This window comes from Micromonospora sp. NPDC006766 (assembly GCF_040636055.1).
Taxonomy (GTDB): domain Bacteria; phylum Actinomycetota; class Actinomycetes; order Mycobacteriales; family Micromonosporaceae; genus Micromonospora.
The window spans coordinates 174,366-198,051 of the sequence record NZ_JBEYIX010000004.1 but is presented as its reverse complement, the minus strand read 5'-3'; the positions used below and the strand labels follow the sequence as shown (position 1 = coordinate 198,051).

Here is a 23,686-nt window from a genome sequence, read left to right as displayed (position 1 = left end):
GCCTCCTTTGTCAGTCGTTGCCGGTCGGCCCGCCATGCCGCCGGCCGAGGTCGTCGAAGAACCGGCGGATCTCCTGCCATACCACGCCGCCCCCCGACATGCCCGTCCAATGCCGGCGGATGAGCGCCACGAGCCGGAAGCAGTCGTCGACCGGCACCAGCCACTGTTGGCTGGTGCCGCGCGGCACGTCCGTCCACACCAGCAGCGCCTCGACGCGTGGTCTCAGCTCGGCCAGCGCGGGTGATCGCGCCTCGACGGCCCGCCAGGCGTCGACGTCGATCTCCGACTCGGTCGTGCCGAGCGGGCTCGGGTAGTGCCCGAGCACCCGCCCGTCCCGCTGCTTCACGAAGAACGCCAGGCCGACCGGCACGCCGAGCTCGTCGGCGGACAGGCCCGCCAGCCGTGCGCCACGGGTGGGGACGAGCTGGTACCGGCCGCCGCCGGCCGCCTCGCGTTCGAACAGCAGCGAGCACGGCGGGCAGGCGCAGATCAGCTCCGCGTCCTGCTCGTCCCACACGTGCCGGTGCTCCGGGCGGACCGGCCCGGCGCACATCCCGCAGCGCTCGACCGAGGCCGCACGAGCGCTCGCGCGGCGGATCGCCCGCTGCAGCGCGCCGGCCGTCACGCCGTGCTCCCCGACGCCACTGGGCCCGTGACCTGCGGCATCCGCTCGCCCGCCGCCGCCCGGTCGGCCGGGGCCTCCGGTCGCTGCCACAGCGTGGCGACCGGGATCAGCGCCGGAGCCGGCGCGGGCGTCACCACGTCGACCGTGGTCAGCTCCGGGGCGAACGCCAACACCTGCTCCCGTACCAGGTCACGCAGGGCCCCCGCACTGCACGAACTCGCCGACAGGCTGATCGTCGCCACCACCTCCCCGACGTTGACCAGGGCGAGGTCGGCGCCCCGCGCGCGCAGTTGCGGCCGCAGGTCGTCCACTGCGTGGGCCACCCGACGCCGCACCGGATCCGGGTGGACGCGGTGCAACAGCAGCAGGTGCCGCAGCAGCTCGTCGCTGGTGAACCGGTCGAGCGCGCCAGGGCTGTCGGCGGCGAGGTCGGTGACCCGGGCCAGCGCCTCGCCGTACACCTCGGTCAGCAGCTCGACGGCCTCCAGCGCCAGCTCGGCGGTGCGGCCGGGGGTCTGCTCGAGTTGGCCGAGCACGGCGTCCAGGCGGGCCAGCCGCGGCTCGACGGCCGGGTCGTCGAGCCGCTGGACGTCCGGCTGCTCACCCATGCGACGCGCCGAACATCGGCGAGTGGATCTTCTGGAGGGTGCGGCCCCCGCCCACGTACATGTGCACGCCGCAGGGCAGGCAGGGGTCGAAGCTGCGCACCGCCCGCATGATGTCCACGCCCTTGAAGTTGTCCGGGCCGTTCTCCTCGAAGATGGGCGTGTTCTGGATCGCGTCCTCGTACGGCCCGGGGGTGCCGTAGCTGTCGCGGGGGCTGCCGTTCCACGGCGTCGGCGGATACGGGTGGTAGTTGGCGATCTTGCGGTCTCGGATCACGATGTGGTGCGACAGGACGCCCCGGACGGCCTCGTGGAAGCCGCAGCCGATGGCCTCGTCCGGCACCTCGAACTCGGCGAAGATGCGCATGTCGCCGGCGCGCATCCGCTCCATCGCCCGTTCCAGGAAGTACAACGCCATCGCCGCGGCGTACGCGATGAAGTAGGCCCGCGAGCGGTCCCGCTCCAGCGCGTTCGACCAGCGGGGGATCTTCCACTCCAACGTCATCTCGGGCAGGGTCTGGCTCTTCGGCAGCGAGATCAGCACGCTGTGCCCGGTCGACTTGACGTACGGGGTGTCGACCATCTTCGCCAGCGCCGTGGTGTACAGCCGGGCGAAGCAGCCGCCGCCGGTGTCCAACGCGAGATGCTCCCCGCTGCTCTTGTCGAACCAGCGGGGGCTCATCACCCAGCTGTACTTGTCGTCGAAGTCGCGCTTGCCGGGATCCGGGAGGGTGGTCTGGTTCCAGGGATGGCGGATGTCGATCGGGTTGCCCAGCGGGTCGTACTTGACGAACGGTTCCTCCTGGCCGGCCCAGTCCTTGTAGTAGGAGCTGCCGAGCAGGATCCGGATGCCGAGGTTGATGTCGACCAGATCGGTGGTGAGCAGCTTGCCGTCGACGACGATGCCGGGCGTGACGTGCATGGCCCGCCCCCAGTTCGACATGGTCTCGTACCGGTAGTCGACGACGTCGGGGTTCTGGAACGAGCCCCAGCAGCCGAGCAGCACCCGGCGGCGGCCGACCTCCTCGTAGCCGGGCAGCGCCTCGTACCAGAAGTCGAAGATGTCGTCGTTCATGGCGACGGCCTTCTTGACGAAGTCCAGGATGCTGACCAGCCGGCTCAGGTAGTCGGTGAACAGCGTCGGCTGCGGCATGGTGCCGACGCCGCCGGGATAGACCGTCGACGGGTGGACGTGCCGGCCCTCCATGAGGCAGAACATCTCCCGGGTGGTCCGGCTGACCTTCAGCGCCTCCTTGTAGACCTCACCCTCGAACGGGTTGTACGCCCGCATGATGTCGGCGATCGTCCGGTAGCCGTGGATGTCCCGGCCCGGCGCGGCGGTGGCCTCCGCGCGGGCGAGCACACTCGGGTTGGTCTGCTTGACCATCGCCTCGCAGAAGTCGACGAAGACGAGGTTGTCCTGGAAGAGGGTGTGGTCGAACATGTACTCGGCGGCCTCGCCGAGGTTGATGATCCACTCTGCGAGGGGCGGGGTCTTGATGCCGTAGGCCATGTTCTGCGCGTACACCGAGCAGGTCGTGTGGTTGTCGCCGCAGATGCCGCAGATCCGGCTGGTGATGAAGCCGGCGTCGCGCGGGTCCTTGCCCTTCATGAACACCGAGTAGCCGCGGAACAGCGACGACGTGGTGTGGCATTCGGCCACCACCCGGTTCGCGAAGTCGATTTTGGTGTAGACGCCGAGGTTGCCGATGATCCGGGTGATCGGGTCCCACGCCATCTCCACCAGCTCGCCGGGCTTGGTGGCGGCGGCCGGCTTCGGCTTCGTCGCGGTCAAGGCTTGTTCCTTTCCATTGCCGCCTGTCGGCGGGGATCCGCGGGACCGTACGGGCGCCACCGGGGGTTGTAGCCGCTGGTGAGCTCCGGGCCGTTGTGGTGCCACTTCGGTTCCCGGTTGGCGGTGGCGTTGGTGATGCCGCGCAGCCGGCGGATCATCGCGCCGTACGGCTTGATGAGCAGGGTCGACAGGCTGCCGCCGGGCGGCATGTCCATGAACGGCATGAACTTGTCGGGGAAACCCGGCATGGTGCAGCCGATGCAGATGCCACCGACGTTGGGGCAGCCGCCCACGCCGCCCATCCAGCCGCGCTTCGGCACGTTGCAGTTGATGACCGGCCCCCAGCAGCCGATCTTCACCTGGCACTTGGGCGAGTTGTAGTCCTTGGCGAAGTCGGCCTGCTCGTAGTAGGCGGCCCGGTCGCAGCCCTCGTGCACGGTCTTGCCGAACAGCCACTGCGGCCGCAGCATGTGGTCCAGCGGCGGAGGTGGCGCCGAGCCTGCGGCGTGGTAGAGCACCCAGGTCAGGGTCTCCATGAAGTTCTCCGGCTGGATCGGGCAGCCGGGCACGTTGACGATCGGCAGCCCGCCCTGCGACCGGAAGTCCCAGCCGAGATAGTCGGCCAGGCCCATGCACCCGGTCGGGTTGCCCGCCATGGCGTGGATCCCGCCGTACGTCGCGCAGGTGCCGGCGGCGACGACCGCCCACGCCTTCGGCGCCAACTGGTCGATCCACCAGTTCACGGTCAGCGGCTCACCGGTGCGCTCGTCGTTGCCGAACGACGTCCAGTACCCGTCGCCGTTGATGTTCTCATTCGGGATCGACCCCTCGATGACGAGGATGAACGGCTCGCGCATCTCGCCGCGGGCCGCCTTCCGGTACGGCGCCAGGAACTCCTCGCCGCCGGCGGCCGGCGACAGCACCTTGTTGTGCAGGTTGACCTTCGGCAGGCCGGGGATGAGCCCGAGCACGATGTCCTCGATCGCCGGCTGACCGGAGGCGGTCATCGACACGGTGTCGCCGTCACAACTCATGCCCTCCGAGATCCACAGGATGGTGATCTCGTCGAACCCGTTCTCCTGCGGGATCACCGCGGTGTCGCGGCTGCTCTGCGTCATGTTCGAGGCCTCCCTTGCATCCGGTCCCGCAACCGGTCGTAGATGGCCACCACCGGCGCCGCGAGGGCCAGCACTGGCGGCTTGTCCGGCGCGTGCGGGTGCGGGCGCGTCGGGGCCCGCTGCTTACCCTGGTCGATCTCCTGGCCCAGCTCGCGCAGCGCCTGCTCGTCGGTCTGGGAGCACAGCAGCGGCATGAGGTCGTCCTCGTCGTCGCGCACATGCCGCTCGACGGCGGACGCCAACCGCTCCATCAGCTCGTCCTGGGCGGGGTCGCCCGCCTGGCAGCGGTCCAGTTCGAGGAGCAGCTCCTTTATCGGACGATGCCCGGCGAGGTGCTGGTCGACGTGCCCGTCGGCGAGCACCTGCGCGGCGAAGGGATAGAAGAGAACCTCCTCGAGCGCGGCGTGCTTCGACAGCTCGCGGACGAGGATCTCCACGACGCCACGGCGCTGCGCGTCCGATTTCGCCGCCCGATAGTCCCGAAACAGCTGTTCCACCACGCGGTGGTCGTGCCGCAGCAGCTCGGTGGCGTCCATCAGACCGCACCCAGCTCGACGCTGGCCACCGTCACGGACTCCAGCACGACGTCGTCGCTGCCGGTGACGTCGATGTCGACGCCCCCGCACTGCGGGCAGGCCACCATCGTGAGGTGATCGGTGATCGGCCCGCTGCGGCCGCAGTCGTGGCACCGCACCGTCATCGGTTCCAGCACCAGATCCACTGCGGCGTCGGCGGCCACCGTGCCGGCCGCGGCCACCTGGATGCCCTGCGTGACGACGTCGGGGTTGACCGGGTGGCCGCCGATCCGTACCCGCAGGCCGGTGACCCGGCGCCCGGCGGCTCTGCGTACCGCCGCCGCCACGATTGCCTCGGACAGACCTGTCTCATGCATCGGCGGTCACCCCCTTCTCGGTTGCCGAACGAGCCACTTGCCGTTCGCCGGCGGCGAGCCGCGCGGCTTCCTCCCGCGCGATCCGGACCACCGTCCGGACCGCCTCGTCGACCGCGCCGGAGACCGGCGCCGACAGCTCCATTCGCTCGTCGAGGACGGCGGGCTGGCAGCCCACCACGAGTACGCGTCCGACACGGCCGCCCAGGCTGCGCAGCAGACGCAGCACCGACTCGGGATCCATGCCGTGCCCGTCGGCGGCCGGCGCCGCCAGCACGTCGGCCGGCCGCAGGGTCCAGCCGGGGTCGTCGAGATCCACCTGCAGGACGGCCAGCGTTCCCGGCGGCTCGTCCAACGGCAACGCGTCCACCATGACCAGCACGTCGTGGCGGCCGTCCAGCAGATCGTAGGCCAGATGCATGCCCCGAATGCCGTAATCGGACACCTCCACCCCCGCCGGGAGGACGACGTCCCGCAGGCGTCGGACGACCTCCACGCCGAAGGCGTCATCGCCGAGGAAGATGTTGCCGATGCCGGCGACCAGCACCCGACCGCCGCTCATCGTGCCTCGACCTCTTCGGGCAGCGGCTCGACCTCCTCGGGGCGGAAGTGACGCAGGCGGCCGTACCACTGGTGCAGGTCCGCGCCCGGGTCGTCGTCCACCGTCACCGCCAGGAACCGCGTCCCGTCCACGTCCAGCAGCACCTGCTCCACCCGGGCGGTACGACCGGCCAGGAACATGTCGTGCGCGTCGGTGCCCCGCCGGCGTGGGCGCAACCGAACCCGGCTGCCGCGCGTCAGCAGGGCGCCCGCGACCAGGACGCTCTCGGCCACCGGTTCGGCACCGGGCTCCCACCAGGGCGTCTGCTCGGCGGCCTCGCCGGGCGGGCGTACCGGTTCCAGGGACCGGATGGCCCCGTGCAGCCGTTCGAGGACCTCGGGCGGCATCGCCTCGACGCGGTCGAGGATGGCCGCGGCGCGGGGATCGGTGGCCCGCACCTCGCGCTTCTCGTCGTCGGAGAGGGTGAGCGTGCGCAGCGACAGGATCTCGTCGATCTCGGTCGCGTCGTGCAGGTCGCCTGGGCTCTCCGGGGCGATCCGTGGATGGTCGTAGAGGATGACGGGGGATGACAGGAGCACATCCGAGGTGCCCGGCTCGCCGGCGAGCACCGGAAAGGTGTGCACGTTCCGGCACTCCCGGGCCGCGTCCGCCGCCCACTCCGGCGGACCGAGCAGCGACAGGAACCGCCCCTGGCCGACGGCGATCAGAGTGTGCGCCGCGAGCAGGCAGCACCGCAGCGCCTCGGCGCGCCGGCTGTCCGCGGGGGTCGTCCGGTCGGTGTTCTCCACGCGTACCGTGAGGCGCCGCAGCAGGAAGGGCGTCGGGCACTCCTCGGCGGAGACGCTGACCGACGCGGACAACGCCCACCGCCGGCGCACCACCCGGCCCACCGGCTCACCCCGGCCGTCGACCACCGGTTCGACGTCCTCGCCGCCGGGAACGTGGAGGTCCAGGCGACGCCCGCGCAGCAGGTCACCGACCCGCGCCTCGACGTCGAACTCCCGGGGCACGGCCTCGTCGAAGCTGAGCTCGGTGCGGTCGCCGGCGTCGATCCGGTCGACCGGCCGGTAGCCGTCGGCCGTCCGCTCCTCGACCGTCTTGCGTTGCAGGTGCAGGAAGCGCAGCCGGATTCGGACGATCGCGTCGTCCGGGGCCTCCAGCAGGCATTCGGTCTGCTGCCACGGCGATTCGGCCGAACCGGCCACGCCCGTGTCGACCAGGCCGTGTGCCGCCGCCCAGGCGGAAGGTACGAGGACCCCGAACTGCCAGCGCACCCGGTTCTTGCCCGACGACCGCCGGTAGGGGTAGAGCAGGTAGCCCTCGTACAGGATCGCCTCGGCGACCGCCTCGGCGCTGCCGAAGCCGGCGCTCGGCCAGCGCGGATCCATGCCGTCAACCCCCTCGGTGCGAGCCGTCACCCTGGTGTAGCCCAGCGGCGCGGACGGCGGTAAGTGCGCGTCGTTCGTAGGCCACGACAGCACTCGTCGGATCGGGTGAGCGCCGTCGAGGGTTGAGTGGCGGGTGACATCGATGGATGCTTGAGAGTCATTGGCCGTCATTGATTTATAGGAGGCCCGAATGCGCCGGCTCCCGTTCGTCGCCCTCGTTCTGGCCGGGGTGCTCACCGGCACCCCGGCCGCCGCCCACGCCCACGCCCGGCCCGACTCGCAGCAGGCGTTCGTGGCGCTCGCCGAGGTGCGTACCCCCGGCACCGCATGGGGCCTCGACCCCGCCAGCGGCCGGATGACCCTCACCGTCGACGACACGGTCGGCGGCGCCGAGCTGGCGGCGTTGCGGGACACCGCGACCCGGGCCGGCGCTGAGCTGCGGCGTGAACCCGGCCGGCTGCGTACCCTGATCGCCGGAGGCGAGGCCATCTACGGCAGCGGCGGCCGCTGCTCGCTCGGGGTCAACGTCCGCAGCGGCAGCACCTCCTACTTCGTCACCGCCGGGCACTGCAGCAGCGCCGTCTGGTACGCCGACAGCGGGCACACCACCGTGCTCGGCAGTTCGGTCGCAGGCAGCTTCCCCGGCAACGACTACGGCGTGTGGCGGTACACCGGCACGATCGACCATCCCAGCGCGATCTACACCTATCCCGGCCGGCGCACCGTCTCCGCCGCCGGCGATCCCGGCCTGCTCACCGTCACCGGCGCCGGCAACGCCTCCGTCGGCCAGGCGGTCTGCCGCAGCGGTGCCGCCACCGGCGTACGGTGCGGCATGGTCACCGGGCTGAACCTGACCGTGAACTACATCGAGGGCCCGGTGTTCGGGCTGATCCGCACCAACATCTGCGCGGAGCCCGGCGACAGCGGCGGTCCGCTCTACGTTCCCTCGACCGGCATCGTCCTCGGCATCCTCTCGGGCGGCACCGGCAACTGCACCGTCGGCGGCACCACCTACTTTCAGCCGATCACCACGGTCCTCGCCAAGTACGGCCTGACCGTCCCGTAGGTCGGCGTCAGGTGAGGCGGTGATCGAGGGCGGTGTGCCGGCGGCCGGCGCCGACGGTGCGTACGGCCGCCGCGAGGGCCCGGCGGGAGCCGACGAGGACCACGAGCTGCCGGGCGCGGGTGACGGCGGTGTAGAGCAGGTTGCGCTGCAGCATCATCCACGCGCTGGTGGTCAGGGGAATGACGACCGCCGGGTATTCGGAACCCTGCGAGCGGTGGATGGTCATGGCGTACGCGTGGGACAGCTCGTCGAGTTCGTCGAAGTCGTAGTCGATGCTCTCGTCCTCGTCGGTGCGTACGGTGAGGGTCTGCTCCTCGGAGGAGAGAGCGGTGACGATGCCGAGCGTGCCGTTGAAGACGCCGGCCCGGCCCTTGTCGTAGTTGTTGCGGATTTGGGTGACCTTGTCGCCGACCCGGAACACCCGCCCGCCCATCCGCCGCTCGGGCTGCCCCTCCAGGTGCGGTGTGAGGCGCTGCTGCAGCAGCGTGTTGAGCGCGCCGGCGCCGGCGGGGCCGCGGTGCATCGGGGCGAGCACCTGCACGTCACGGCGAGGGTCGAGCCCGAACTTCGCCGGTACGCGGGCGCAGGCGACGTCGACGGTCAGCGCGGCGGCGGCCTCGGTGTCGTCGCAGGGGAACAGGAAGAAGTCGGGCAGGCCGTGCAGTACGGGTGGGCGGCCGGCGTTGATCCGGTGGGCGTTGGTGACCACGCCGGACTCGGCGGCCTGCCGGAAGATCTGCGTGAGCCGCACCCGGGGGATGACCGGCGCGGCGAGCAGGTCGCGCAGGACCTCACCCGCGCCGACGGAGGGGAGCTGGTCGACGTCGCCGACCAGCAGCAGGTGCGCCCCGGGTGGCACGGCCTTGACGAGCTTGTTGGCCAGGATCAGGTCGAGCATAGAGGCCTCGTCGACGACGAGCAGGTCGACGTCGAGGGGGTTGTCGCGGTCGTAGGAGGCGTCCCCGCCGGGGCGGAGTTGCAGCAGCCGGTGCACCGTGGCGGCCGGCTGCCCGGCCAGCTCGGAGAGCCGTTTGGCGGCGCGGCCGGTCGGCGCGACGAGGGTGACCTTGGCTTTCTTCGCGGTGGCGAGTTCGACGATCGAGCGGACCGTGAAGCTCTTGCCGCAGCCCGGCCCGCCGGTCAGCACCGCTACCTTCGAGGTCAGCGCGAGGCGGACCGCCTGTTCCTGCTCCGGCGCCAGGTCCGCGCCGGTGCGCGCCCGCAGCCAGGTCAGGGCCCGACCCCAGTCGACGTCGGCGAAGTGGGGCAGCCGATCTGCCCGGTCGTGCAGCAGACGCAGCAACGACCCGGCGAGGGACTGCTCGGCGCGGTGGAACGGCACCAGGTACACCGCCGGCACCGGCTCGCCCTCCCCACCGGGCAGCGTCTCGCGGACGACCCCCTCGTCGGCGACCAGGTCGTCCAGGCAGCGGGTGACAAGGTCGCCCGGTACGTCGAGGATCTTCGTGGCGTCGGCGATCAGGTCGGGTGCGGGAAGGTAGCAGTGGCCGTCGTCGGTGGCCTCGGACAGGGTGTAGCGCAGGCCGGCCATGACCCGCTGGGGGCTGTCGTGGGGGATGCCGACGGCCTGGGCGATGGTGTCTGCGGTCTTGAAGCCGATGCCCCACACGTCCGCGGCCAGCCGGTACGGCTCCTTCGTCACGACCTCGATCGACGCGTCGCCGTACTGCTTGTAGATTCGCACCGCGAGGGAGGTCGACACGCCGACGCCCTGCAGGAAGACCATCACCTCCTTGATGGCCTTCTGCTCCTCCCACGCGGCGCTGATCTTCGCGGTGCGCTTCGGCCCCAAACCGGGCACCTCGACCAGGCGAGTCGGCTCCTCCTCGATCACCCGCAGCGTGTCCAGCCCGAAGTGAGCCACGATCCGTTCCGCGAACACCGGGCCGATGCCCTTGACCAGACCGGAGCCGAGGTAACGCTGAATGCCCTGAATGGTGGCCGGCAGCACGGTGGTGTAGGAGTCGACCTCGAACTGTCGCCCGTACTTCGGGTGCGACGACCACCGCCCGTGCAGGCGCAGGCTCTCCCCGGGCTGCGCGCCCAGCAGCGCGCCGACCACCGTCAGCAGGTCGCTGCCGCGCTCGGTGGCGACGCGGGCGACGGTGTAGCCGGTCTCCTCGTTGACGTAGGTCAGCCGTTCCAGCACCGCGTTCAGCACGGCCAGCGGCGGACGAGCAGGGGCAGTCATCGGACGGTCAGAGGTTGAGCGGCCGGGGGTCGGTGGCCAGTTCCCGGAACCGCTCGCGTGGGTTCGGCACCATCCGCCGGGCGGACAGGTCGAGCAGCCCGGCCACCCCGGTCAGCGTGGCGACCTGGGTGCCGTCCGGCCGCGTGTAGTTCTGGTCGATGTGGAAGGTCTTGCCCTCGCCCCAGCGGAACTCGCAGGACACGTCCACCTCGTCGCCGCCGCGCAGCTCGCGCAGGTAGCGGACGGTGGCCTCCAGCGCGACCGGTCCCACGCCGCTGGCGATGAGCCGGTCCTGGGAGATGCCGGCGGCGCGCAGACACTCCCACCGGGCGTGCTCGCCGTACTGGAGGTACACGGCCTGGTTCAGGTGGCCCTGCGTGTCGAGCTCGTAGCCGCGGACGGTGATGCGCACCCGGAAAGGATCTCCCATGCGCCCGAGCATAGTGGCGGCTCCGACAGCGGCAGCTGCGGCGCTTTCCCCAATTGGACCACCCTCACCCGGCTGGCGATTACCGTACGTAAACGTGACCATCTTTCGCGTGATGCTTGGTGCGGTCCTCACCGTTCCCACCGCGGTGGTCGTGCCAGCGGCGCCGGCAGTAGCCGCGCCGTACGTGCCCTGTCCGGCCGTGCAGCCGCCGGCGCCCCCGCCCGCCGCGCCCTCCCCGCCACCGGTCGACGCCGCCGCGGCGGCGGTCGGCGGCGAGGCGCTGGCGACCGCCGGGCTGGCCGCTCCCGCAGGCGCGCCGAGTGCGCCGGCGGTGACCGCCACCTCCTGGCTGGTGGCGGACCTCGACAGCGGAATGGTGCTGGGTGGGTGCGGCCCGCACGAGCATCGGGCGCCGGCCAGCGTGCAGAAGCTGCTGCTGGCGGCAGCCCTGATGCCCCACCTCGATCCGGCCCAGATCGTCGAGGTGAGCCGCGACGATCTGCGCGATCTCGACCCGGCGAGCTCGCTCATGGGGGTAATCGCAGGCGGCCACTACACGATCGAGAGCCTGTGGCTGGGGCTGCTGCTCAAATCGGGCAATGACGCGGCCAACGTGCTGGCCCGGCTCGGCGGCGGCAGCGCCGGCCGGCCGGGCGGCGTGCAGGCGATGAACGACGAGGCGCACCGGCTGCGCGCCAACCAGACCCACGCGGTGACGCCCTCCGGCCTGGACGGCCCCGGCCAGTACACCAGCGCGTACGATCTCGCGCTGATCGCGCGGGCGGCGTTCGCTCGCGAAGACTTCCGGCGCTACATCTCGACCCGGGTGGCGCAGATACCGGGAGAGCAGGGAACGCCGCCGCTCGCGCTCACCCACGACGTCACGCTGCTGGACACCTACCCGGGGACGCTCGGCGGCAAGACCGGCTTCACCGACCTGGCCCGGCAGACGTACGTCGGGGTCGCCGAACGCGACGGGCGGCGGCTCGCGGTGACCCTGCTCGGCGCGGAGACCGCGCCGCTGGGCAGCCTCGGCGAGGCATCAGCCCTGCTCAACTGGGGCTTCAGCCTCGCGCCCGACACGTCCGTCGGCCGTCTCGTCACCTCCGACGAGAAGAAGGACGACCACCAGGTCGCCGCGGTGTCGAGCGAGCGCCCCACCTGGGGCGCGGGACGGCTGTCGGTGCCGATCGGCCTCGGCGCCGCCGCCGTCGCGCTCATGCTGGCGGCGATCATCCGGCGACGCGTCGGCGCGCATCGGCGAGCCGGCCGCCGATAGCGCGGGCGGCCGGCGGACTCTTACTCCGCGTGCTCACTGGCGGATGACCTCCTGCTGCAGTACACCGAGGTAGCCGTGGGCGGCGATCCGCTTCGCACGGTCGGTGTAGAAGTCGGGGTCGTCCGGCAGGACGGTGGCCAACCCATCGACGTACCGGTTGAACATGCAGAACGCGGCCGCGATCAGCACCGTGTCATGGATCTCCACATCGGTGGCGCCCTCGGCTCGGGCGGCAGCCACCAGGTCCTCGGTGACCTCTTTGCCACCGCGTTGAACCGCGCCGGCGACGTCGAGCAGCGCACGCAGCTTGGCCGACACCGGTGCGCCGTCGACGTTGTCATGAACCTGCTCGACCAGGGCCATGCCCTCGGGAAGCTGGGCTGCCGCATACGCCGCGTGGGCGGAGTAACAATACCGGCACTCGTTGAGACCGGACACATAGGCCGCGATAAGTTCGCGTTCGCCACGAGTCAATGTACCGGGGCCACACAGCAGTGCCTCGACCAGTCCATTGAGCGGCAGCGCTGTCTCCGGCCTGAACCGGAACAGACCGCGAATCCCGGGTTCGTTGGTGTTGAGTGTGATGTGTGGCATGCGCACTCCTTCGCTGACCCCGGTCGGCAACCCGGGCTTCCTGAGGCGGGCTGCCGTCCAGCCTGAGTTACGTTCATCGATCTTGTCAACCGGTCTGGGGTCCGGCCGGCCACCAGGCCAGCCGGACCCCAAGCCGGGTGTCAGGCCACCACGGACCGCAGCGGAATCCCCGCGTCCCGCAGGGCGCGTACCAGGTCAGCCAGGAACGGGTGCTCGTCGACCTGCAGGCCCTCCGGGTTCGGGATCACCAGGTAGGCGGAGGAGTCGGCCACGGACGCCCGCGCGGCGTCGGTGAAGTCGGCCACCACCTGCCGGGTACGGGCCAGGTCGTCGGCCGCCACCTCGACGGTGATCGGCCGCCACTCGCCACCCAGGTTCTCCGGGGCCGGAGCGGCGGCCGCGGCGGCACGGGCCGGATCGACACCGCCCGCACCCTGCGGCGCGAAGGTACGCGCCGCCGGGCTGCCCGCGCCCGGGTAGAGCAGCGCGTTGGCCACCAGGTGCAGCCCGTTCTCGTTGTACGCCCGGAACAGCGGGTTGAACGCGAACAGCACCGCCCGGCCGGCGCCGGTCGGCTCGTCCACCAGCGCCACCGTCCCCTTGAGCGCGTCGCCCTTGACGGTGTAGCCGTTGGACCAGAAGGTGTCACCGGCCGGGTAGCTGAGCACGTTGGTGCCGGTGCTGCTCGGGCCGAGGATCGGGTCGCCGTTGTTGAACTCGAAGTCCTCCGCCGGGCGGCCCAGCGCGACCGGGCTGTCCTGGTCGACGTCGACCCGCAGGTGCGAGCCGATCACCTGGTAGCCGGTCGGCTTCGTCCGCTCGACGGTGGAGGTGAGCCCGGCGGCGCGGGCCATCCGGGTGCCCTCGTTGCGCAGCCCGACGTAGGTGTGGCCCTGAGCGATCCAGTTGCGCAGGTTGGCCTGGCCCGCCGCGGTGAGGCCGCCGGTCGCGTTGCTGCCGTCCGGCACCAGCAGCACCGTACGCCCGGTGAACGCCGGGGTGTTGTTGTTGATGTCGGCGGTGGTCACCGGCTTGAGGTCCAGCCCCCACCGCTTGCCGAGCACGTACCGGGCCTCGCCGTGCGAGCCGGAGGTGGTGGCGATGCCGGTACCCTCGAACAGCCCGACGTCCGGCAGGTCCACCGGGGTTCCGCTGGCCGCTTTGCCGGTCGGGTTCAAGGTCACCCCGAGCGACCGGGCAAGCTGTTCGGTCTCCTTGGTCAGGCTCTTCGCGGGGAAGCCGACCACGCCGGTGTCGAGGTCACGGACCAGCGGCACGCCCCGGCCGAGCAGCCGGAAGGTGAGTTCGGCCGCCGCCGCCGAGTCCAGCGGGTACGCGTACGAGCCCTTCGCCCCGGCCGCCGAGGTCTTGCCGCCGGAGATCTCCCGGACCAGCTTGGCGTGCGGCCGGACGTCGTCGCCGGTGTAGATCGTGTCCACGCCCATCAGCAGCGGGTTGCTCCAGGACGACACGTCGTAGAAGTAGGGGAACGGGACGTACGGGTCCTCGCCCATGATCGCCTGGATCCAGTGCTTCTGTGGCTGGTCCAGCGGGATCCAGTACGCGCCCTCAGGCACCGTGACGTTGGTGGCGGTGCGCCCGCCGAAGACCCGGGCCGTCGGCACCTTGGTCGGCTTGGTCACCTCGTACACCTCGACGTCCATCCGGCGCAGCCGCTCGACCAGCTGGCGTACGTCGGCGACCTGGCGGTCGGGCAGCAGGAAGTAGGACCGGATCTTGATGTCCGGGACCGGGAACTGGACGGCGTTGGTCGGCTGGACCACCTCGTTCGGCTCCAGGGTGCCGGCCCGCCCCTGGGCGAGCGCGTCCGTCCAGATCTTGTAGTAGCCGGTCAGCAGCTCGTGCTTGTGCGCGGCGGCCCAGCCGAGGGTGGACCACTGGGTGTGGAACTGCTGCTGCACCCGGTCGGCCACCGAGGAGGAGCTGCCCTTCTCGAAGGTCATGCCGGCGGCGCCGAAGCCGGCGGCCGGCACCGTGTCGCCGTAACCCATAAAGAACAGGTCGTACGTCGAGTAGTTGAAGTAGCACTCGGTCGTGACGCCGCTGCGGCAGGCGCCGTTGTAGCCGAACCCGGCCTTGTTGGCCTCGCCGATCTGGTTGATCCAGTCGACGACCTCGCTGGCGACCTCATGGTGGATCGGGTCGGCGTTCGGCGGGAAGAAGTACTGCCGGCCGCTCATCTCGTGCGCGTCGACGAAGACCTGCGGCGGGTACTGCCGCATGAGTTCGAGCTTGCCGTCGGTCTCCTGCTGGGTACGGGCGAACCAGTCCCGGTTCATGTCGAAGCCGTACTCGTTCTGCCGGCGGCTGGCGTCGCGCCCGTCCGGGTTCTGAGTCGGCACGATGACCGTGACCAGGTTGTCGTTGCGCTGCTGCACCGCACAGGACAGGCCGGCGGCCAACTCGTACAGGGTCTTGAGGGCCGCGTCCGTGCCGCTCTTCTCGCCGCCGTGGATGTTGGCCGTCACCCAGACGATGGCCGGCTGGTCGGCCGCCGTGTCAGCGGCCTTCTTCGGCTTGGTCTGCCGCGGGTCCCGAAGGTCGCGGATGTCGTCGGCGATCTTGCGCAGGGTTTCCTTCTTGACGTGCCGCTCGCTGGAGACGACGGCGTACGGCAGCGGCTGGCCCAGCACGCTGGTCGCCATGACACCGGTGACCACCCGGTCGGAGGCACGGTCGACGACGTTCAGGTAGGTCCGTACCTCGTCGTTGGTGACCACCCGCTGCTGGCCGAGCCCGAGCGGGAAGCCGAGCACCGCCTCTGGGCTGGGCACGGTGGACAGTCGGGCGGACGGGTCGTTGCTGCAGGTGGGAGTCGGGGCCGCGGCACCGGCGGGGGCGGCCACCGCGAGCGGTGCCGTGCCGGAGAGCAAGAGGATCGCCGCGGCGCCGGCCAGCCGTCGCGTGAGGACTGTTCCGGGTGGATGCTTCGACAGGGGCATGTCGGTACCTGCTTCCGTTCGGTGTTACAACGCAGAGACCGCAGCCTATGGTCGACGTAATTCCATGGTCAAGATCTATTCGCATTGGCATGCCCGCACGTCAAAGCGCGTCTGCCCCGCGCCGTGCTCCCGATGCGTCCCTCTGAGCGGGTGAGGAAATTCAGGATCCGGTCGCCTGGTATCTGCGGAGAGCGGCTTCGGCGAGCTGGGTGAGGTATTTGTGGCCGCCGGGTTCGTTGCCCTCCTCCTGAACGGCCACCAAAGTGGTTCCGATCCGGACGAGTAGGCTGTCGCCCTCCAGCGTGCCTGAGTTGGCCGTCATGCTGTTGCTGACGTGAATACTGTCATCGCCGAGCTGTGGCCCTGGTGCCACTGCGAAGCGGTGCCTGTCGCCGACGCCAAGGCCGGACGACACGACGACGATGGGGCAACGGCCGATGAAGGTTCGCAGGTCGGTCATGGCTCGTCGTGCGCCGTCGTCGGAGTAGGTCCGAAGGAACTCGGTTCCCACCCAGAAGTCATCGGGACCAGCGTCATAGCTGAGGGTGGCTGCGGCCATCGCTGACGGCGTCCCGGTCAGCCGCCTCGCCGACAGCAGCGGGATCGAGCTGTCCGAACAGGACACGTCAGCGTCCGAAAGCTGATCTCCGGCATCCTCCGGCATGCTGGTCGCGATCCCCTCCATAATGAAGCCGGGTGGCAGTGAGTCCGTGGTCAGCAAGCGTGCGGACAGCGTCGCGGAGTAGCCGGCCCCACCGGTCGCCGGAACTGCTGGGGCAACGGGCGTCGTGGCTGCTGCCGAGGTCGGCTGTGCCGTGGAGGGGATCGTCTCGTCCGCCGATCGACTCGCCGTATGAGCCGTTGAAGAACCGCACGCGGCCACCAGGCAGACGGCCACCACCGCGACCGACCGACGCAGCACAAGCCTGAGCATCGGGCCGACCCACCTCTCGCGCGAGACGCGTCAGGCTACCAACGAGGTTGACTTCAGCGGTGGCGCACCCTGCACCGCGTGGGCCTCGCAGCTCCCCGCCAATCGGCCATCGCCCAGTTGGACCGACACCAGCGAATACGAACTTGATGGCGCAGACGATTCAGCCCGGTCGGCCGGCGCGACACCGCCAACTCCCGGCCCTGATTCGTTCACGTCATCAAGTTCTAGCGCGCGAACGAGACACTCGGCCCCCGGCCTGCCGGGCTGACCATCTTGGCGTGAAGTCAGTTGTGCCCGGCACCCCGGTAGAGGTCGAGCTCGCCGTCCAGTTCGGCGATGTCCGGGATGTCCGGGATTGCGCCTCGTCGCCTCCCGGCCGGGTTAACGGGACTAATTGCCCAATCCGGCACATAGTTTTCAGGTCTTACCCTTGGGTCACAGTTTCCCGAGCCGTTTCCATTTCGTGTCTTGACAGTCGCGAAGCCGTAGGACGTATGGTTCCACGCAACCGGTTGCGCAACCGGTTGCGTATCCTGGTGCACAAGGAGGTGCGGGGGAGATGGTCACCATCGGTGATGTCGCGAAGGCGGCGGGTGTGCACCGCTCCACGGTGTCGCGGATCCTTAGCGATCCGAAGGCGTTCCGTGGCGAGACCCGCACCCGGGTGCTGGAGGCGGCCGCCCGCCTGGACTACCGACCGAGCCGGATCGCCCAGGCGCTGAGCGGCGGCGCGTCCCCCCTCGTGCCGCTGGTGGTGCCGGACATCAGTAACCCGTTCTTCGCCCGGGTCGCCCGCGGGGCGGAGGAGACCGCCCGCGCCTCGGGCCTGCACATCGTGGTCTGCAGCACCGGCGGCGACGTCGAGACCGAGGTCGCGTACCTGCAGGCCATGAGCGATCTCGACACGCCGTGCATCCTGTTCACCCCGAGCACCGACACCGTGGCGGAACAGGTGCTGTCGATCGCGCGGCACACCGCCGTGGTGCTCATCGACCGCTCCCTGCCGGAAACCGATCTCCGCTGCGTCCGCGTGGATCACGTGCAGGCCGCGGCGGACGGCACCCGGCACCTCCTTACCCGGGGGCACCGCCGCGTCGCGTGCGTCAGCGGCCCGATGTCGGCCTCCTCCGCTCGTGAGCGGGTCGCCGGCTACCGGGCGGTCATGGACGAGGTTGGGCTGCCCGCCCAGGTGGTGGAGGGCGACTTCACCATCGCCGGTGGCCGGCACGCCGCGGCGCAGCTGTTCGCCGGGGCCGAACCGCCGACGGCCGTGCTCGCCGCCAACGACCTCTGCGCCGTCGGTCTGCTGGCCGCGGCGCGCGACGCCGGGCTGAGGGTGCCCGACGACGTGGCCGTGTTGGGCTTCGACGACCTCGACGTCGCGCAGCACGTGAACCCGAGCCTGACCACCCTCCGGCAACCCTCGGCCGAGCTGGGCGGCCAGGCGGCCCGCCTGGCGCTCGCCGCCGCCGGAATCGGCGACGACTCGGACGTCGTCCTGACTCTCCAGGCCGAGCTCGTCGTTCGGGAATCCGCGTGATCCAGACCGTTCGCACCACCCTTTACCACCGCTGTTGAAGGAAAGGCGTCAAGATGAAGAACCTCCGTGTCCGCCGGCGCTCGCTGGTGGCCCTGGCGGCCGTAGCCACGGCCGCCCTGACGATCTCGGCCTGCTCGTCCGGCACCACCAACGCCGGCGGCAAGGGCGACGGCACCAACGTCGTCTACGTGATGTCCGACAACCTCGGTGACAAGGGCTTCAACGACTCCGCGAAGGCCGGCTTCGACCGGGCCAAGGCCGAGGGCGCCGGTACGAAGCTGCTGCAGGCGTCGCCGAGCGACCCGCAGTTGTGGCGGCAGAACCTCGAGGCCGTCTCCAACTCCGGCCAGTACGGCCTGATCTTCACCGGCCCCGGCATGCACGACAACCTCGCCGCGGTCGCCCCCCAGCACCCCGACCAGAAGTACGTCTTCTTCGACGACGAGCTGAAGGCGCCGAACGTCCTGTCCATCCGGTACGCCCAGAACGAGGGCTCCTACCTGGCCGGCGTCCTGGCCGCCAACGCCTCGCTGGACCCGAAGACGTTCCCGCTGTCCAAGGGCAACAAGAAGGTGGGCATCGTCGCGGGTCAGGACCTGCCCGGCATCCAGGAGTTCATCGTCGGCTTCAAGCAGGGCGTGGCCTCGGTGGACCCGGGCATCGCCGTCAACATCTCGTTCGTCGGCAACTTCAACGACGCGCAGAAGGCGTACGACCTGACCACCACGCTGTTCAACTCCGGCGCGGACGTCGTCTACAACGTGTCCGGCCCGGCCGGTCTCGGCATCCTGAAGGCGGCCGCCGACACCAACCACTACGCGATCGGCGTGGACTCCGACCAGAACGGCCTGCACCCCAAGAACGTGCTCGCCTCGATGCTCAAGCAGATCGGCAACTCGGTCTACGACTCGGTCAAGAAGTACGAGAACAACGAGATCACGTTCGGTCAGACGGTCGTGTACGGCCTGGACAACGACGGCGTGGCGCTGGTCTACAACGACGCGCTCGTGCCCGACGAGGTGAAGCAGAAGATCGACGCCGCCAAGCAGAAGGTGGTAAGCGGCGAGGTCAAGGTCGACTCCGTACTGAAGTAATCATGCCGGTGGCCGCGACGGGCCTCGACGCCCGTCGCGGCCGCGGCCAGATTGTGCCAAGCGAAGGAAGCCATATGGACGCCTCCACCGCGGGTCACCCGATCCTGCATCTGCAGGGGATCCGCAAGACGTTCGGTAGCAAGGTGGCCATCGAGTCCATCGACCTGGCCATCGCTGCCGGAGAGGTCCACGCGATCTGCGGCGAGAACGGCGCGGGCAAGTCGACGCTGATGAACATCCTGGCCGGCATCCACCAGCCGGACACCGGGACGATCAGCGTCCGGGGCCGGGCGGTGGGCATCGCGGGCCCGGCGGCGGCGGCCCGCCTCGGCATCGGCATGGTGCACCAGCACTTCACCCTGGTGCCGTCGATGACGGTGGCTGAGAACATTTTCCTCGGCCGGCAGCCCCGCCGTTGGGGTGGCCTCGTCGCCGACCGGGCGGCGATGCGGCGGGCGGCCGCGGACCTGATCAGCCGGTACGGCTTCGAGCTGCGCCCCGACCAGCGGGTCCGGGACCTGACCGTGGGGCAGCGCCAGCGCGTGGAGATCATCAAGGCGCTCGCCTTCGACGCCGAGATCCTCATCCTGGACGAGCCGACCGCGGTGCTCACCCCTGCCGAGGTCGACGACCTGATGAAGGTCATCGAGGTGCTGCGGGACCGGGGTCGCACCGTCCTGTTCATCACCCACAAGCTGCGCGAGGTCAAGGCGGTGGCCGACCGGGTCACCGTGATCCGGCACGGCCGCAGCGTCGGCACCCGCGACAACGCGGGGCTCTCCGAGTCGGAGATCGCCGACCTCATGGTGGGCCGGGCCGTCTTCCTCGCCGAGCGCAAGCAGACGTCGCCCCGCACCGACCGTGGCGACGATCAGCTGACGGTCACCGGCCTGACCAGCCGCGACGGCACCGGCCGGGCGGTGCTGGAGGACGTCACCTTCGGCATCCGGCCCGGTGAGGTGCTCGGCATCGCCGGCGTGGAGGGCAACGGGCAGACCGAACTGGCCGAGGCGCTCACCGGCCTGCGCGCCGTCACCACCGGCCGGGTCACCCTCGCCGGCACGGACGTCACCGGCTGGTCGGCGGGCCGGCGTCGCGGCGCCGGCATGGCCTTCATCCCCGAGGACCGGCTGGACCGGGGCCTGAGCCCGACCATGTCGGTGGCGGAGAACCTCGCCGCGTCCAACTACGGCCGCAGCGGGCTGATCCGTCGCGGCCTGGTCTCCCAGGCGGCGCTCCGCCGCTTCGCCGCCGAGCAGATTCGGCGCTACGACATCCGTGGCGCAGCCCCGGAGACCCCGGTCGGGACGCTCTCCGGCGGCAACATGCAGAAGGTGGTCCTCGCCCGCGAACTCGCCCGGGAACCAGGGGTCCTCGTCGTGTCCCAGCCGACCCGAGGAGTGGACATCGGGGCGAGCGAGTTCGTCCATCGGCAGATCCTCGCCGCTGCCGAGCGCGGCTGCGCGGTCCTGCTGATCTCGTCGGAACTCTCCGAGGTGCTCGCGCTCTCGGACCGGATCGGGGTGATGCTGCGCGGCCGCCTCGTCGACGTGCTGGACGCCGCCGACGCGACGGAGACCCGGCTGGGCCTGTTGATGAGTGGCGGCCGAGCGGAGGTGGCGGCATGAGCACGACAGAACTGATGATCGACGCGTACCAGGAGACCCGCGCCACCGCCCTGCGTCGGCGGGTACGTGAGACCTGGTCCGCGTCGCGCCGCCCGCTGATCGCCGTGGTCCTCACCCTGGTCTTCGGCTTCCTGCTCGTGGTCGTGGTCTCCGACAACCCGGTGCTCGCCTACCAGCAGCTCCTGCTGGCCAACTTCGCCAGCCCCGCGAACTTCGGCAACCTGCTGATGCGGACCGCGCCGCTGCTGCTGATCGCCGTCGGGATCGTCTTCTCGTTCCGGGCTGGCATCTTCAACGTCGGTGGGGAGGGGCAGCTGTACGTCGGCGCGATCAGCGCCGCCGCGGTGGCCCTGTCGCTGCCCACGCTGCCCGCCGTGCCACTGATCCTGATCTCCATGGCCGCCGGCGTGGTGGCCGGGGCGATCCTGGCCTGGATTCCCGCGCAGCTGAAGGTCCGGCTCAACGTGGACGAGGTCGTCACCACGCTGATGCTCAACTTCATCGCCATGCTGCTCACCAGCTACCTGGTCAGCAAGCCGCTGCGGGATCCGACCGCGTACGGCGCCACCAGCAAGCCGCTGCCGCCGCAGTCCTTCCTGCCGCAGATCCCCGGCCTGCCGACCGCCAACATCGGCTTCGTGATCGCGCTGCTGATGGTGCCGGTGGCCTGGCTGGTGCTGTTCCGCACCCCGTGGGGCGCCGAGCTGCGTGCCTCCGGCAGCAACCTGCGCTTCGCCGAGGCCGTCGGCGTACGCGCCAAGAGCGAGATCATCCGCGCGATGCTGGTCTCCGGCGGCCTCGCCGGGCTGGCCGGCGCGGTCTACGTCCTGGGCACCGGGCACCGCTTCGAGCAGAACTTCTCCCCGGGCTTCGGACTCATCGCGCTGACCGTGGCCCTGCTGGCCCGGCTGCACCCGGTGGCGGTGCTGCTGACCAGCCTCTTCTACGCGGCCATGCTCAACGGCGCCGCCTACATGCAGATCACCACGGACGTGCCCCGCTCGCTGGTCAGCCTGCTGACGGGTCTGCTCGTCGTCCTGATGACCGTCGAGTTCCGTCGTCGGCACCGCGCCCGGGTGCAGAAGGAGGCCGGGGCATGAACCAGTTCCTGTACGCCGCGTTGCTGTCGACCACCCCGGTGCTGCTGGCGGCGCTGGCGGCGATGTTCACCCAGCAGGCCAACATCCTCAACGTCGCCGTCGAGGGCATGATGCTGACGGCGGCCTTCGTGGCGATCGCGGTCGGACAGGCCACCGGCAGCGTCGCCGCCGCACTGCTCGCGGCCCTGGTCGCCGGCCTGCTGATGGCCCTGGTGTTCGGCGTGGTGACGCTGATCCTGCACGCCGACCCGCTGGTCGCCGGTCTCGGCATCAACCTGCTGGCGGCGGGCGTGACGGTGTTCCTGCTCGAGCGGGTCTATCACAACCCCGGCGGGCTGCGGCCGGACAGCTTCCCCGACCTGTGGCGGGTCGAGGCCGGCTGGCTGGAGGCGATCCCGCTGATCGGGCCGGCGCTCAACGGGCAGAGCGTGATCGTCTTTCTGGCGATCCTGCTCGTGCCGGTCTCGTCGATCATTCTCTACCGCACGCCGCTCGGCTACGCCCTGCGCGCGGCCGGTGAGGACGAGGCGGCGGCCCGCGCCGCGGGCATCAACGTGCCCCGGGTACGCCTGATCGCGGTGCTGTTCAGCGGCGTGCTCGGCGGGCTCGCCGGAGCGCAGCTCTCCATGGCCACCCTGCACTTCTTCCTGCCCGACATGACCAGCGGGCGCGGCTTCCTCGGGCTGGCGGCCATGCTGTTCGGCGGGGCCACCCCGGGCGGCGCGGTCGCCGCGTCGGCGCTGTTCGGCGTCGCCGGAGCGGCCGGTGACCGGCTGCAGAGCGGTGCCATCCCCAACCAGCTGGTCCTGGCGCTGCCCTACCTCGCCGCGATCGTCGCGCTGAGCCTGTCCAAGGCGGGCGTGCTGCGGCGCGTCCGCATCCGCAAGAAAGTGAAGGCAACCGCGTGAGCACCCCCATCGTCTACGACTGCGACCCCGGCAACGACGATGCCCTGGCCGTCCTCGCGGCCGTCGGGCACCCCGGGCTCGACCTGCTGGCGGTCACCACCGTGGCCGGTCACCTGGTGGCGGAGGGCACCGCGCGGAACGCGGCGATCGCCCTGGCCGCCGCCGGTTCCGCCGTGCCGGTCAGCCGGGGCAGCGAGCTGCCGCTGGTCCGCGACCAGGTGCTGGCCGGGATCCTCGACCTGGAACAGGGGCTGGACCGGGTCCGGGAAGACCTGCCGGCCGTCACCCTCGACCCGCGCCACTCCGTCGACCTGATCATCGACACCGTGCGGGCCCGGCCCGGCGCCGTGCTGGTCGCCACCGGACCGCTGACCAACGTCGCCACGGCGTTGCGCAAGCACCCGGCCGTCGCCGACGACCTGTCGCGGATCATCACCCTCAGCGGCGCCTGGGGTCTCGGCGGCAAGACCGCCGCCGCGGAGTTCAACGTGTGGTGCGACCCGGAGGCGGCGGCGGTCGTCTACTCGGCTCCGGTGCCGGTCACCGTGCTGCCCACCGAGGCAAGCGGCGGCGTACCCGTCGACGAGGCGCTCGTCGCCCGGGTGGCGCAGCTGCCCGGCCCCGCCGCCGCACTGGCGGTGGAGCTGCTGCAGTCGCTGCGCGACACCCACCGCAGCAACATTCTCGGGCCGACCCCGGTGCCGCTCAACGACCCGTGCGCCGTCCTGTACGCGGCCGACCCCGGGCTCGGTGAGCTGGTGCGGGTCCGCGTCGACGTCGAGCTGGCCGGCCGGCACACGTACGGGCGGACCGTCATCGACCTCGGCGGCCGCAGCCCTGAGCCGCCCAACGTCGACGTGGTGCTCCGCCTGGACGCCGCCGCCGTGCAGGACGCGCTGGTCGACAGCCTCCGCCGGCTCGCCGCCTGACCTCGTACCGAAATTCTCCGCAACCGC

General features: G+C 70.8%; 21 protein-coding genes. 8 read left to right on the top strand and 13 right to left on the bottom strand.

Going from position 1 to position 23,686, the window contains the following annotated elements; translation table 11 throughout:
- Nucleotides 1-10 precede the first annotated feature (10 nt).
- From ABZ671_RS08180 to ABZ671_RS08145, 8 genes are read right to left on the bottom strand one after another with little or no spacing between them, the layout of a single operon-like run.
- The gene (locus ABZ671_RS08180) at nt 11-625 is read right to left on the bottom strand and encodes a DUF5947 family protein (RefSeq protein WP_357853188.1); all 615 of its coding nucleotides are present in this window, start codon (nt 623-625) and stop codon (nt 11-13) included.
- Nucleotides 622-1,233, bottom strand: a complete 612-nt coding sequence (locus ABZ671_RS08175) for a hypothetical protein (protein WP_357853185.1) — start codon at nt 1,231-1,233, stop codon at nt 622-624. The genes ABZ671_RS08180 and ABZ671_RS08175 overlap by 4 nt, the downstream gene beginning before the upstream one ends.
- Nucleotides 1,226-3,025: a nickel-dependent hydrogenase large subunit gene (locus ABZ671_RS08170; protein WP_357853182.1), complete on the bottom strand. Its 1,800-nt coding sequence runs from the start codon at nt 3,023-3,025 to the stop codon at nt 1,226-1,228. Before ABZ671_RS08170 ends, ABZ671_RS08175 begins: the two co-directional genes overlap by 8 nt.
- On the bottom strand, nt 3,022-4,143 hold the full coding sequence (locus ABZ671_RS08165; RefSeq protein WP_357853180.1) for a hydrogenase expression protein HypE: 1,122 nt from the start codon (nt 4,141-4,143) through the stop codon (nt 3,022-3,024). Before ABZ671_RS08165 ends, ABZ671_RS08170 begins: the two co-directional genes overlap by 4 nt.
- Entirely contained in the window at nt 4,140-4,679 is a 540-nt protein-coding gene (locus tag ABZ671_RS08160; protein WP_357853177.1) for a hemerythrin domain-containing protein, read from the bottom strand. The genes ABZ671_RS08165 and ABZ671_RS08160 overlap by 4 nt, the downstream gene beginning before the upstream one ends.
- Nucleotides 4,679-5,035 (bottom strand): hydrogenase/urease maturation nickel metallochaperone HypA, encoded by a 357-nt coding sequence (locus tag ABZ671_RS08155; protein WP_357853174.1) that lies wholly within the window; start codon nt 5,033-5,035, stop codon nt 4,679-4,681. Before ABZ671_RS08155 ends, ABZ671_RS08160 begins: the two co-directional genes overlap by 1 nt.
- A complete protein-coding gene (locus tag ABZ671_RS08150) occupies nt 5,028-5,594 on the bottom strand; it encodes a hydrogenase maturation protease (RefSeq protein WP_357853171.1) in 567 nt (188 codons plus the stop codon). Before ABZ671_RS08150 ends, ABZ671_RS08155 begins: the two co-directional genes overlap by 8 nt.
- Complete coding sequence (locus ABZ671_RS08145; RefSeq protein WP_357853168.1) at nt 5,591-6,982, bottom strand: hypothetical protein; 1,392 nt, start codon at nt 6,980-6,982, stop codon at nt 5,591-5,593. Before ABZ671_RS08145 ends, ABZ671_RS08150 begins: the two co-directional genes overlap by 4 nt.
- A 190-nt stretch (nt 6,983-7,172) precedes the next feature.
- On the opposite strand from ABZ671_RS08145, the gene ABZ671_RS08140 reads away from it, so the two are divergent.
- Nucleotides 7,173-8,048: a S1 family peptidase gene (locus ABZ671_RS08140; RefSeq protein ID WP_357853165.1), complete on the top strand. Its 876-nt coding sequence runs from the start codon at nt 7,173-7,175 to the stop codon at nt 8,046-8,048.
- A 7-nt stretch (nt 8,049-8,055) separates the two neighbouring features.
- On the opposite strand, the gene ABZ671_RS08135 is transcribed toward ABZ671_RS08140, so the two are convergent.
- Together ABZ671_RS08135 and ABZ671_RS08130 are read right to left on the bottom strand one after the other, a co-directional pair.
- Nucleotides 8,056-10,260 (bottom strand): ATP-dependent RecD-like DNA helicase, encoded by a 2,205-nt coding sequence (locus ABZ671_RS08135; protein ID WP_357853162.1) that lies wholly within the window; start codon nt 10,258-10,260, stop codon nt 8,056-8,058.
- Between the two features lie 7 nt (nt 10,261-10,267).
- The gene (locus tag ABZ671_RS08130) at nt 10,268-10,690 is read right to left on the bottom strand and encodes an acyl-CoA thioesterase (RefSeq protein WP_357853160.1); all 423 of its coding nucleotides are present in this window, start codon (nt 10,688-10,690) and stop codon (nt 10,268-10,270) included.
- A 94-nt stretch (nt 10,691-10,784) separates the two neighbouring features.
- Here ABZ671_RS08130 and ABZ671_RS08125 point away from each other — a divergent pair, with 94 nt between their 5' ends.
- Complete coding sequence (locus ABZ671_RS08125) at nt 10,785-11,969, top strand: D-alanyl-D-alanine carboxypeptidase (protein ID WP_357853158.1); 1,185 nt, start codon at nt 10,785-10,787, stop codon at nt 11,967-11,969.
- Nucleotides 11,970-12,002: 33 nt separating this feature from the next.
- Here ABZ671_RS08125 and ABZ671_RS08120 read toward each other — a convergent pair whose 3' ends face one another.
- The 3 genes from ABZ671_RS08120 to ABZ671_RS08110 all read right to left on the bottom strand — a co-directional run bounded on the left by ABZ671_RS08120 (nt 12,003) and on the right by ABZ671_RS08110 (nt 16,460).
- Nucleotides 12,003-12,563 (bottom strand): peroxidase-related enzyme, encoded by a 561-nt coding sequence (locus ABZ671_RS08120; protein ID WP_357853244.1) that lies wholly within the window; start codon nt 12,561-12,563, stop codon nt 12,003-12,005.
- A 140-nt stretch (nt 12,564-12,703) separates the two neighbouring features.
- Nucleotides 12,704-15,526 (bottom strand): M14 family zinc carboxypeptidase, encoded by a 2,823-nt coding sequence (locus ABZ671_RS08115; RefSeq protein ID WP_357853155.1) that lies wholly within the window; start codon nt 15,524-15,526, stop codon nt 12,704-12,706.
- Nucleotides 15,527-15,686: 160 nt separating this feature from the next.
- Nucleotides 15,687-16,460, bottom strand: a complete 774-nt coding sequence (locus ABZ671_RS08110) for a hypothetical protein (protein WP_357853152.1) — start codon at nt 16,458-16,460, stop codon at nt 15,687-15,689.
- Nucleotides 16,461-17,019: 559 nt separating this feature from the next.
- Between ABZ671_RS08110 and ABZ671_RS08105 the strand changes: the two genes are divergently transcribed.
- The 6 genes from ABZ671_RS08105 to ABZ671_RS08080 all read left to right on the top strand — a co-directional run bounded on the left by ABZ671_RS08105 (nt 17,020) and on the right by ABZ671_RS08080 (nt 23,659).
- Complete coding sequence (locus ABZ671_RS08105) at nt 17,020-18,000, top strand: LacI family DNA-binding transcriptional regulator (RefSeq protein WP_357853149.1); 981 nt, start codon at nt 17,020-17,022, stop codon at nt 17,998-18,000.
- Nucleotides 18,001-18,053: 53 nt separating this feature from the next.
- Nucleotides 18,054-19,094, top strand: coding sequence for a BMP family ABC transporter substrate-binding protein (locus tag ABZ671_RS08100; protein ID WP_357853146.1), 1,041 nt, complete (start codon nt 18,054-18,056; stop codon nt 19,092-19,094).
- 74 nt (nt 19,095-19,168) lie between these two features.
- Nucleotides 19,169-20,722: an ABC transporter ATP-binding protein gene (locus ABZ671_RS08095; RefSeq protein WP_357853143.1), complete on the top strand. Its 1,554-nt coding sequence runs from the start codon at nt 19,169-19,171 to the stop codon at nt 20,720-20,722.
- Nucleotides 20,719-21,822: an ABC transporter permease gene (locus tag ABZ671_RS08090; protein WP_357853140.1), complete on the top strand. Its 1,104-nt coding sequence runs from the start codon at nt 20,719-20,721 to the stop codon at nt 21,820-21,822. The genes ABZ671_RS08095 and ABZ671_RS08090 overlap by 4 nt, the downstream gene beginning before the upstream one ends.
- Nucleotides 21,819-22,730, top strand: coding sequence for an ABC transporter permease (locus ABZ671_RS08085; protein ID WP_357853136.1), 912 nt, complete (start codon nt 21,819-21,821; stop codon nt 22,728-22,730). Before ABZ671_RS08090 ends, ABZ671_RS08085 begins: the two co-directional genes overlap by 4 nt.
- Complete coding sequence (locus ABZ671_RS08080; protein WP_357853133.1) at nt 22,727-23,659, top strand: nucleoside hydrolase; 933 nt, start codon at nt 22,727-22,729, stop codon at nt 23,657-23,659. Before ABZ671_RS08085 ends, ABZ671_RS08080 begins: the two co-directional genes overlap by 4 nt.
- The last annotated feature ends 27 nt before the right edge of the window (nt 23,660-23,686 follow it).

Bases quoted from the DNA above. Each gene is read 5' to 3' on its own strand.
- ABZ671_RS08115 (WP_357853155.1), bottom strand. From the start codon at position 15,526: ATGCCCCTGTCGAAGCATCCACCCGGAACAGTCCTCACGCGACGGCTG.
- ABZ671_RS08175 (WP_357853185.1), bottom strand. From the start codon at position 1,233: ATGGGTGAGCAGCCGGACGTCCAGCGGCTCGACGACCCGGCCGTCGAG.
- ABZ671_RS08145 (WP_357853168.1), bottom strand. From the start codon at position 6,982: ATGGATCCGCGCTGGCCGAGCGCCGGCTTCGGCAGCGCCGAGGCGGTC.
- ABZ671_RS08095 (WP_357853143.1), top strand. From the start codon at position 19,169: ATGGACGCCTCCACCGCGGGTCACCCGATCCTGCATCTGCAGGGGATC.
- ABZ671_RS08160 (WP_357853177.1), bottom strand. From the start codon at position 4,679: ATGGACGCCACCGAGCTGCTGCGGCACGACCACCGCGTGGTGGAACAG.
- ABZ671_RS08140 (WP_357853165.1), top strand. From the start codon at position 7,173: ATGCGCCGGCTCCCGTTCGTCGCCCTCGTTCTGGCCGGGGTGCTCACC.
- ABZ671_RS08155 (WP_357853174.1), bottom strand. From the start codon at position 5,035: ATGCATGAGACAGGTCTGTCCGAGGCAATCGTGGCGGCGGCGGTACGC.
- ABZ671_RS08100 (WP_357853146.1), top strand. From the start codon at position 18,054: ATGAAGAACCTCCGTGTCCGCCGGCGCTCGCTGGTGGCCCTGGCGGCC.
- ABZ671_RS08135 (WP_357853162.1), bottom strand. From the start codon at position 10,260: ATGACTGCCCCTGCTCGTCCGCCGCTGGCCGTGCTGAACGCGGTGCTG.
- ABZ671_RS08105 (WP_357853149.1), top strand. From the start codon at position 17,020: ATGGTCACCATCGGTGATGTCGCGAAGGCGGCGGGTGTGCACCGCTCC.
- ABZ671_RS08150 (WP_357853171.1), bottom strand. From the start codon at position 5,594: ATGAGCGGCGGTCGGGTGCTGGTCGCCGGCATCGGCAACATCTTCCTC.
- ABZ671_RS08090 (WP_357853140.1), top strand. From the start codon at position 20,719: ATGAGCACGACAGAACTGATGATCGACGCGTACCAGGAGACCCGCGCC.
- ABZ671_RS08130 (WP_357853160.1), bottom strand. From the start codon at position 10,690: ATGGGAGATCCTTTCCGGGTGCGCATCACCGTCCGCGGCTACGAGCTC.
- ABZ671_RS08085 (WP_357853136.1), top strand. From the start codon at position 21,819: ATGAACCAGTTCCTGTACGCCGCGTTGCTGTCGACCACCCCGGTGCTG.
- ABZ671_RS08110 (WP_357853152.1), bottom strand. From the start codon at position 16,460: ATGCTCAGGCTTGTGCTGCGTCGGTCGGTCGCGGTGGTGGCCGTCTGC.
- ABZ671_RS08165 (WP_357853180.1), bottom strand. From the start codon at position 4,143: ATGACGCAGAGCAGCCGCGACACCGCGGTGATCCCGCAGGAGAACGGG.
- ABZ671_RS08120 (WP_357853244.1), bottom strand. From the start codon at position 12,563: ATGCCACACATCACACTCAACACCAACGAACCCGGGATTCGCGGTCTG.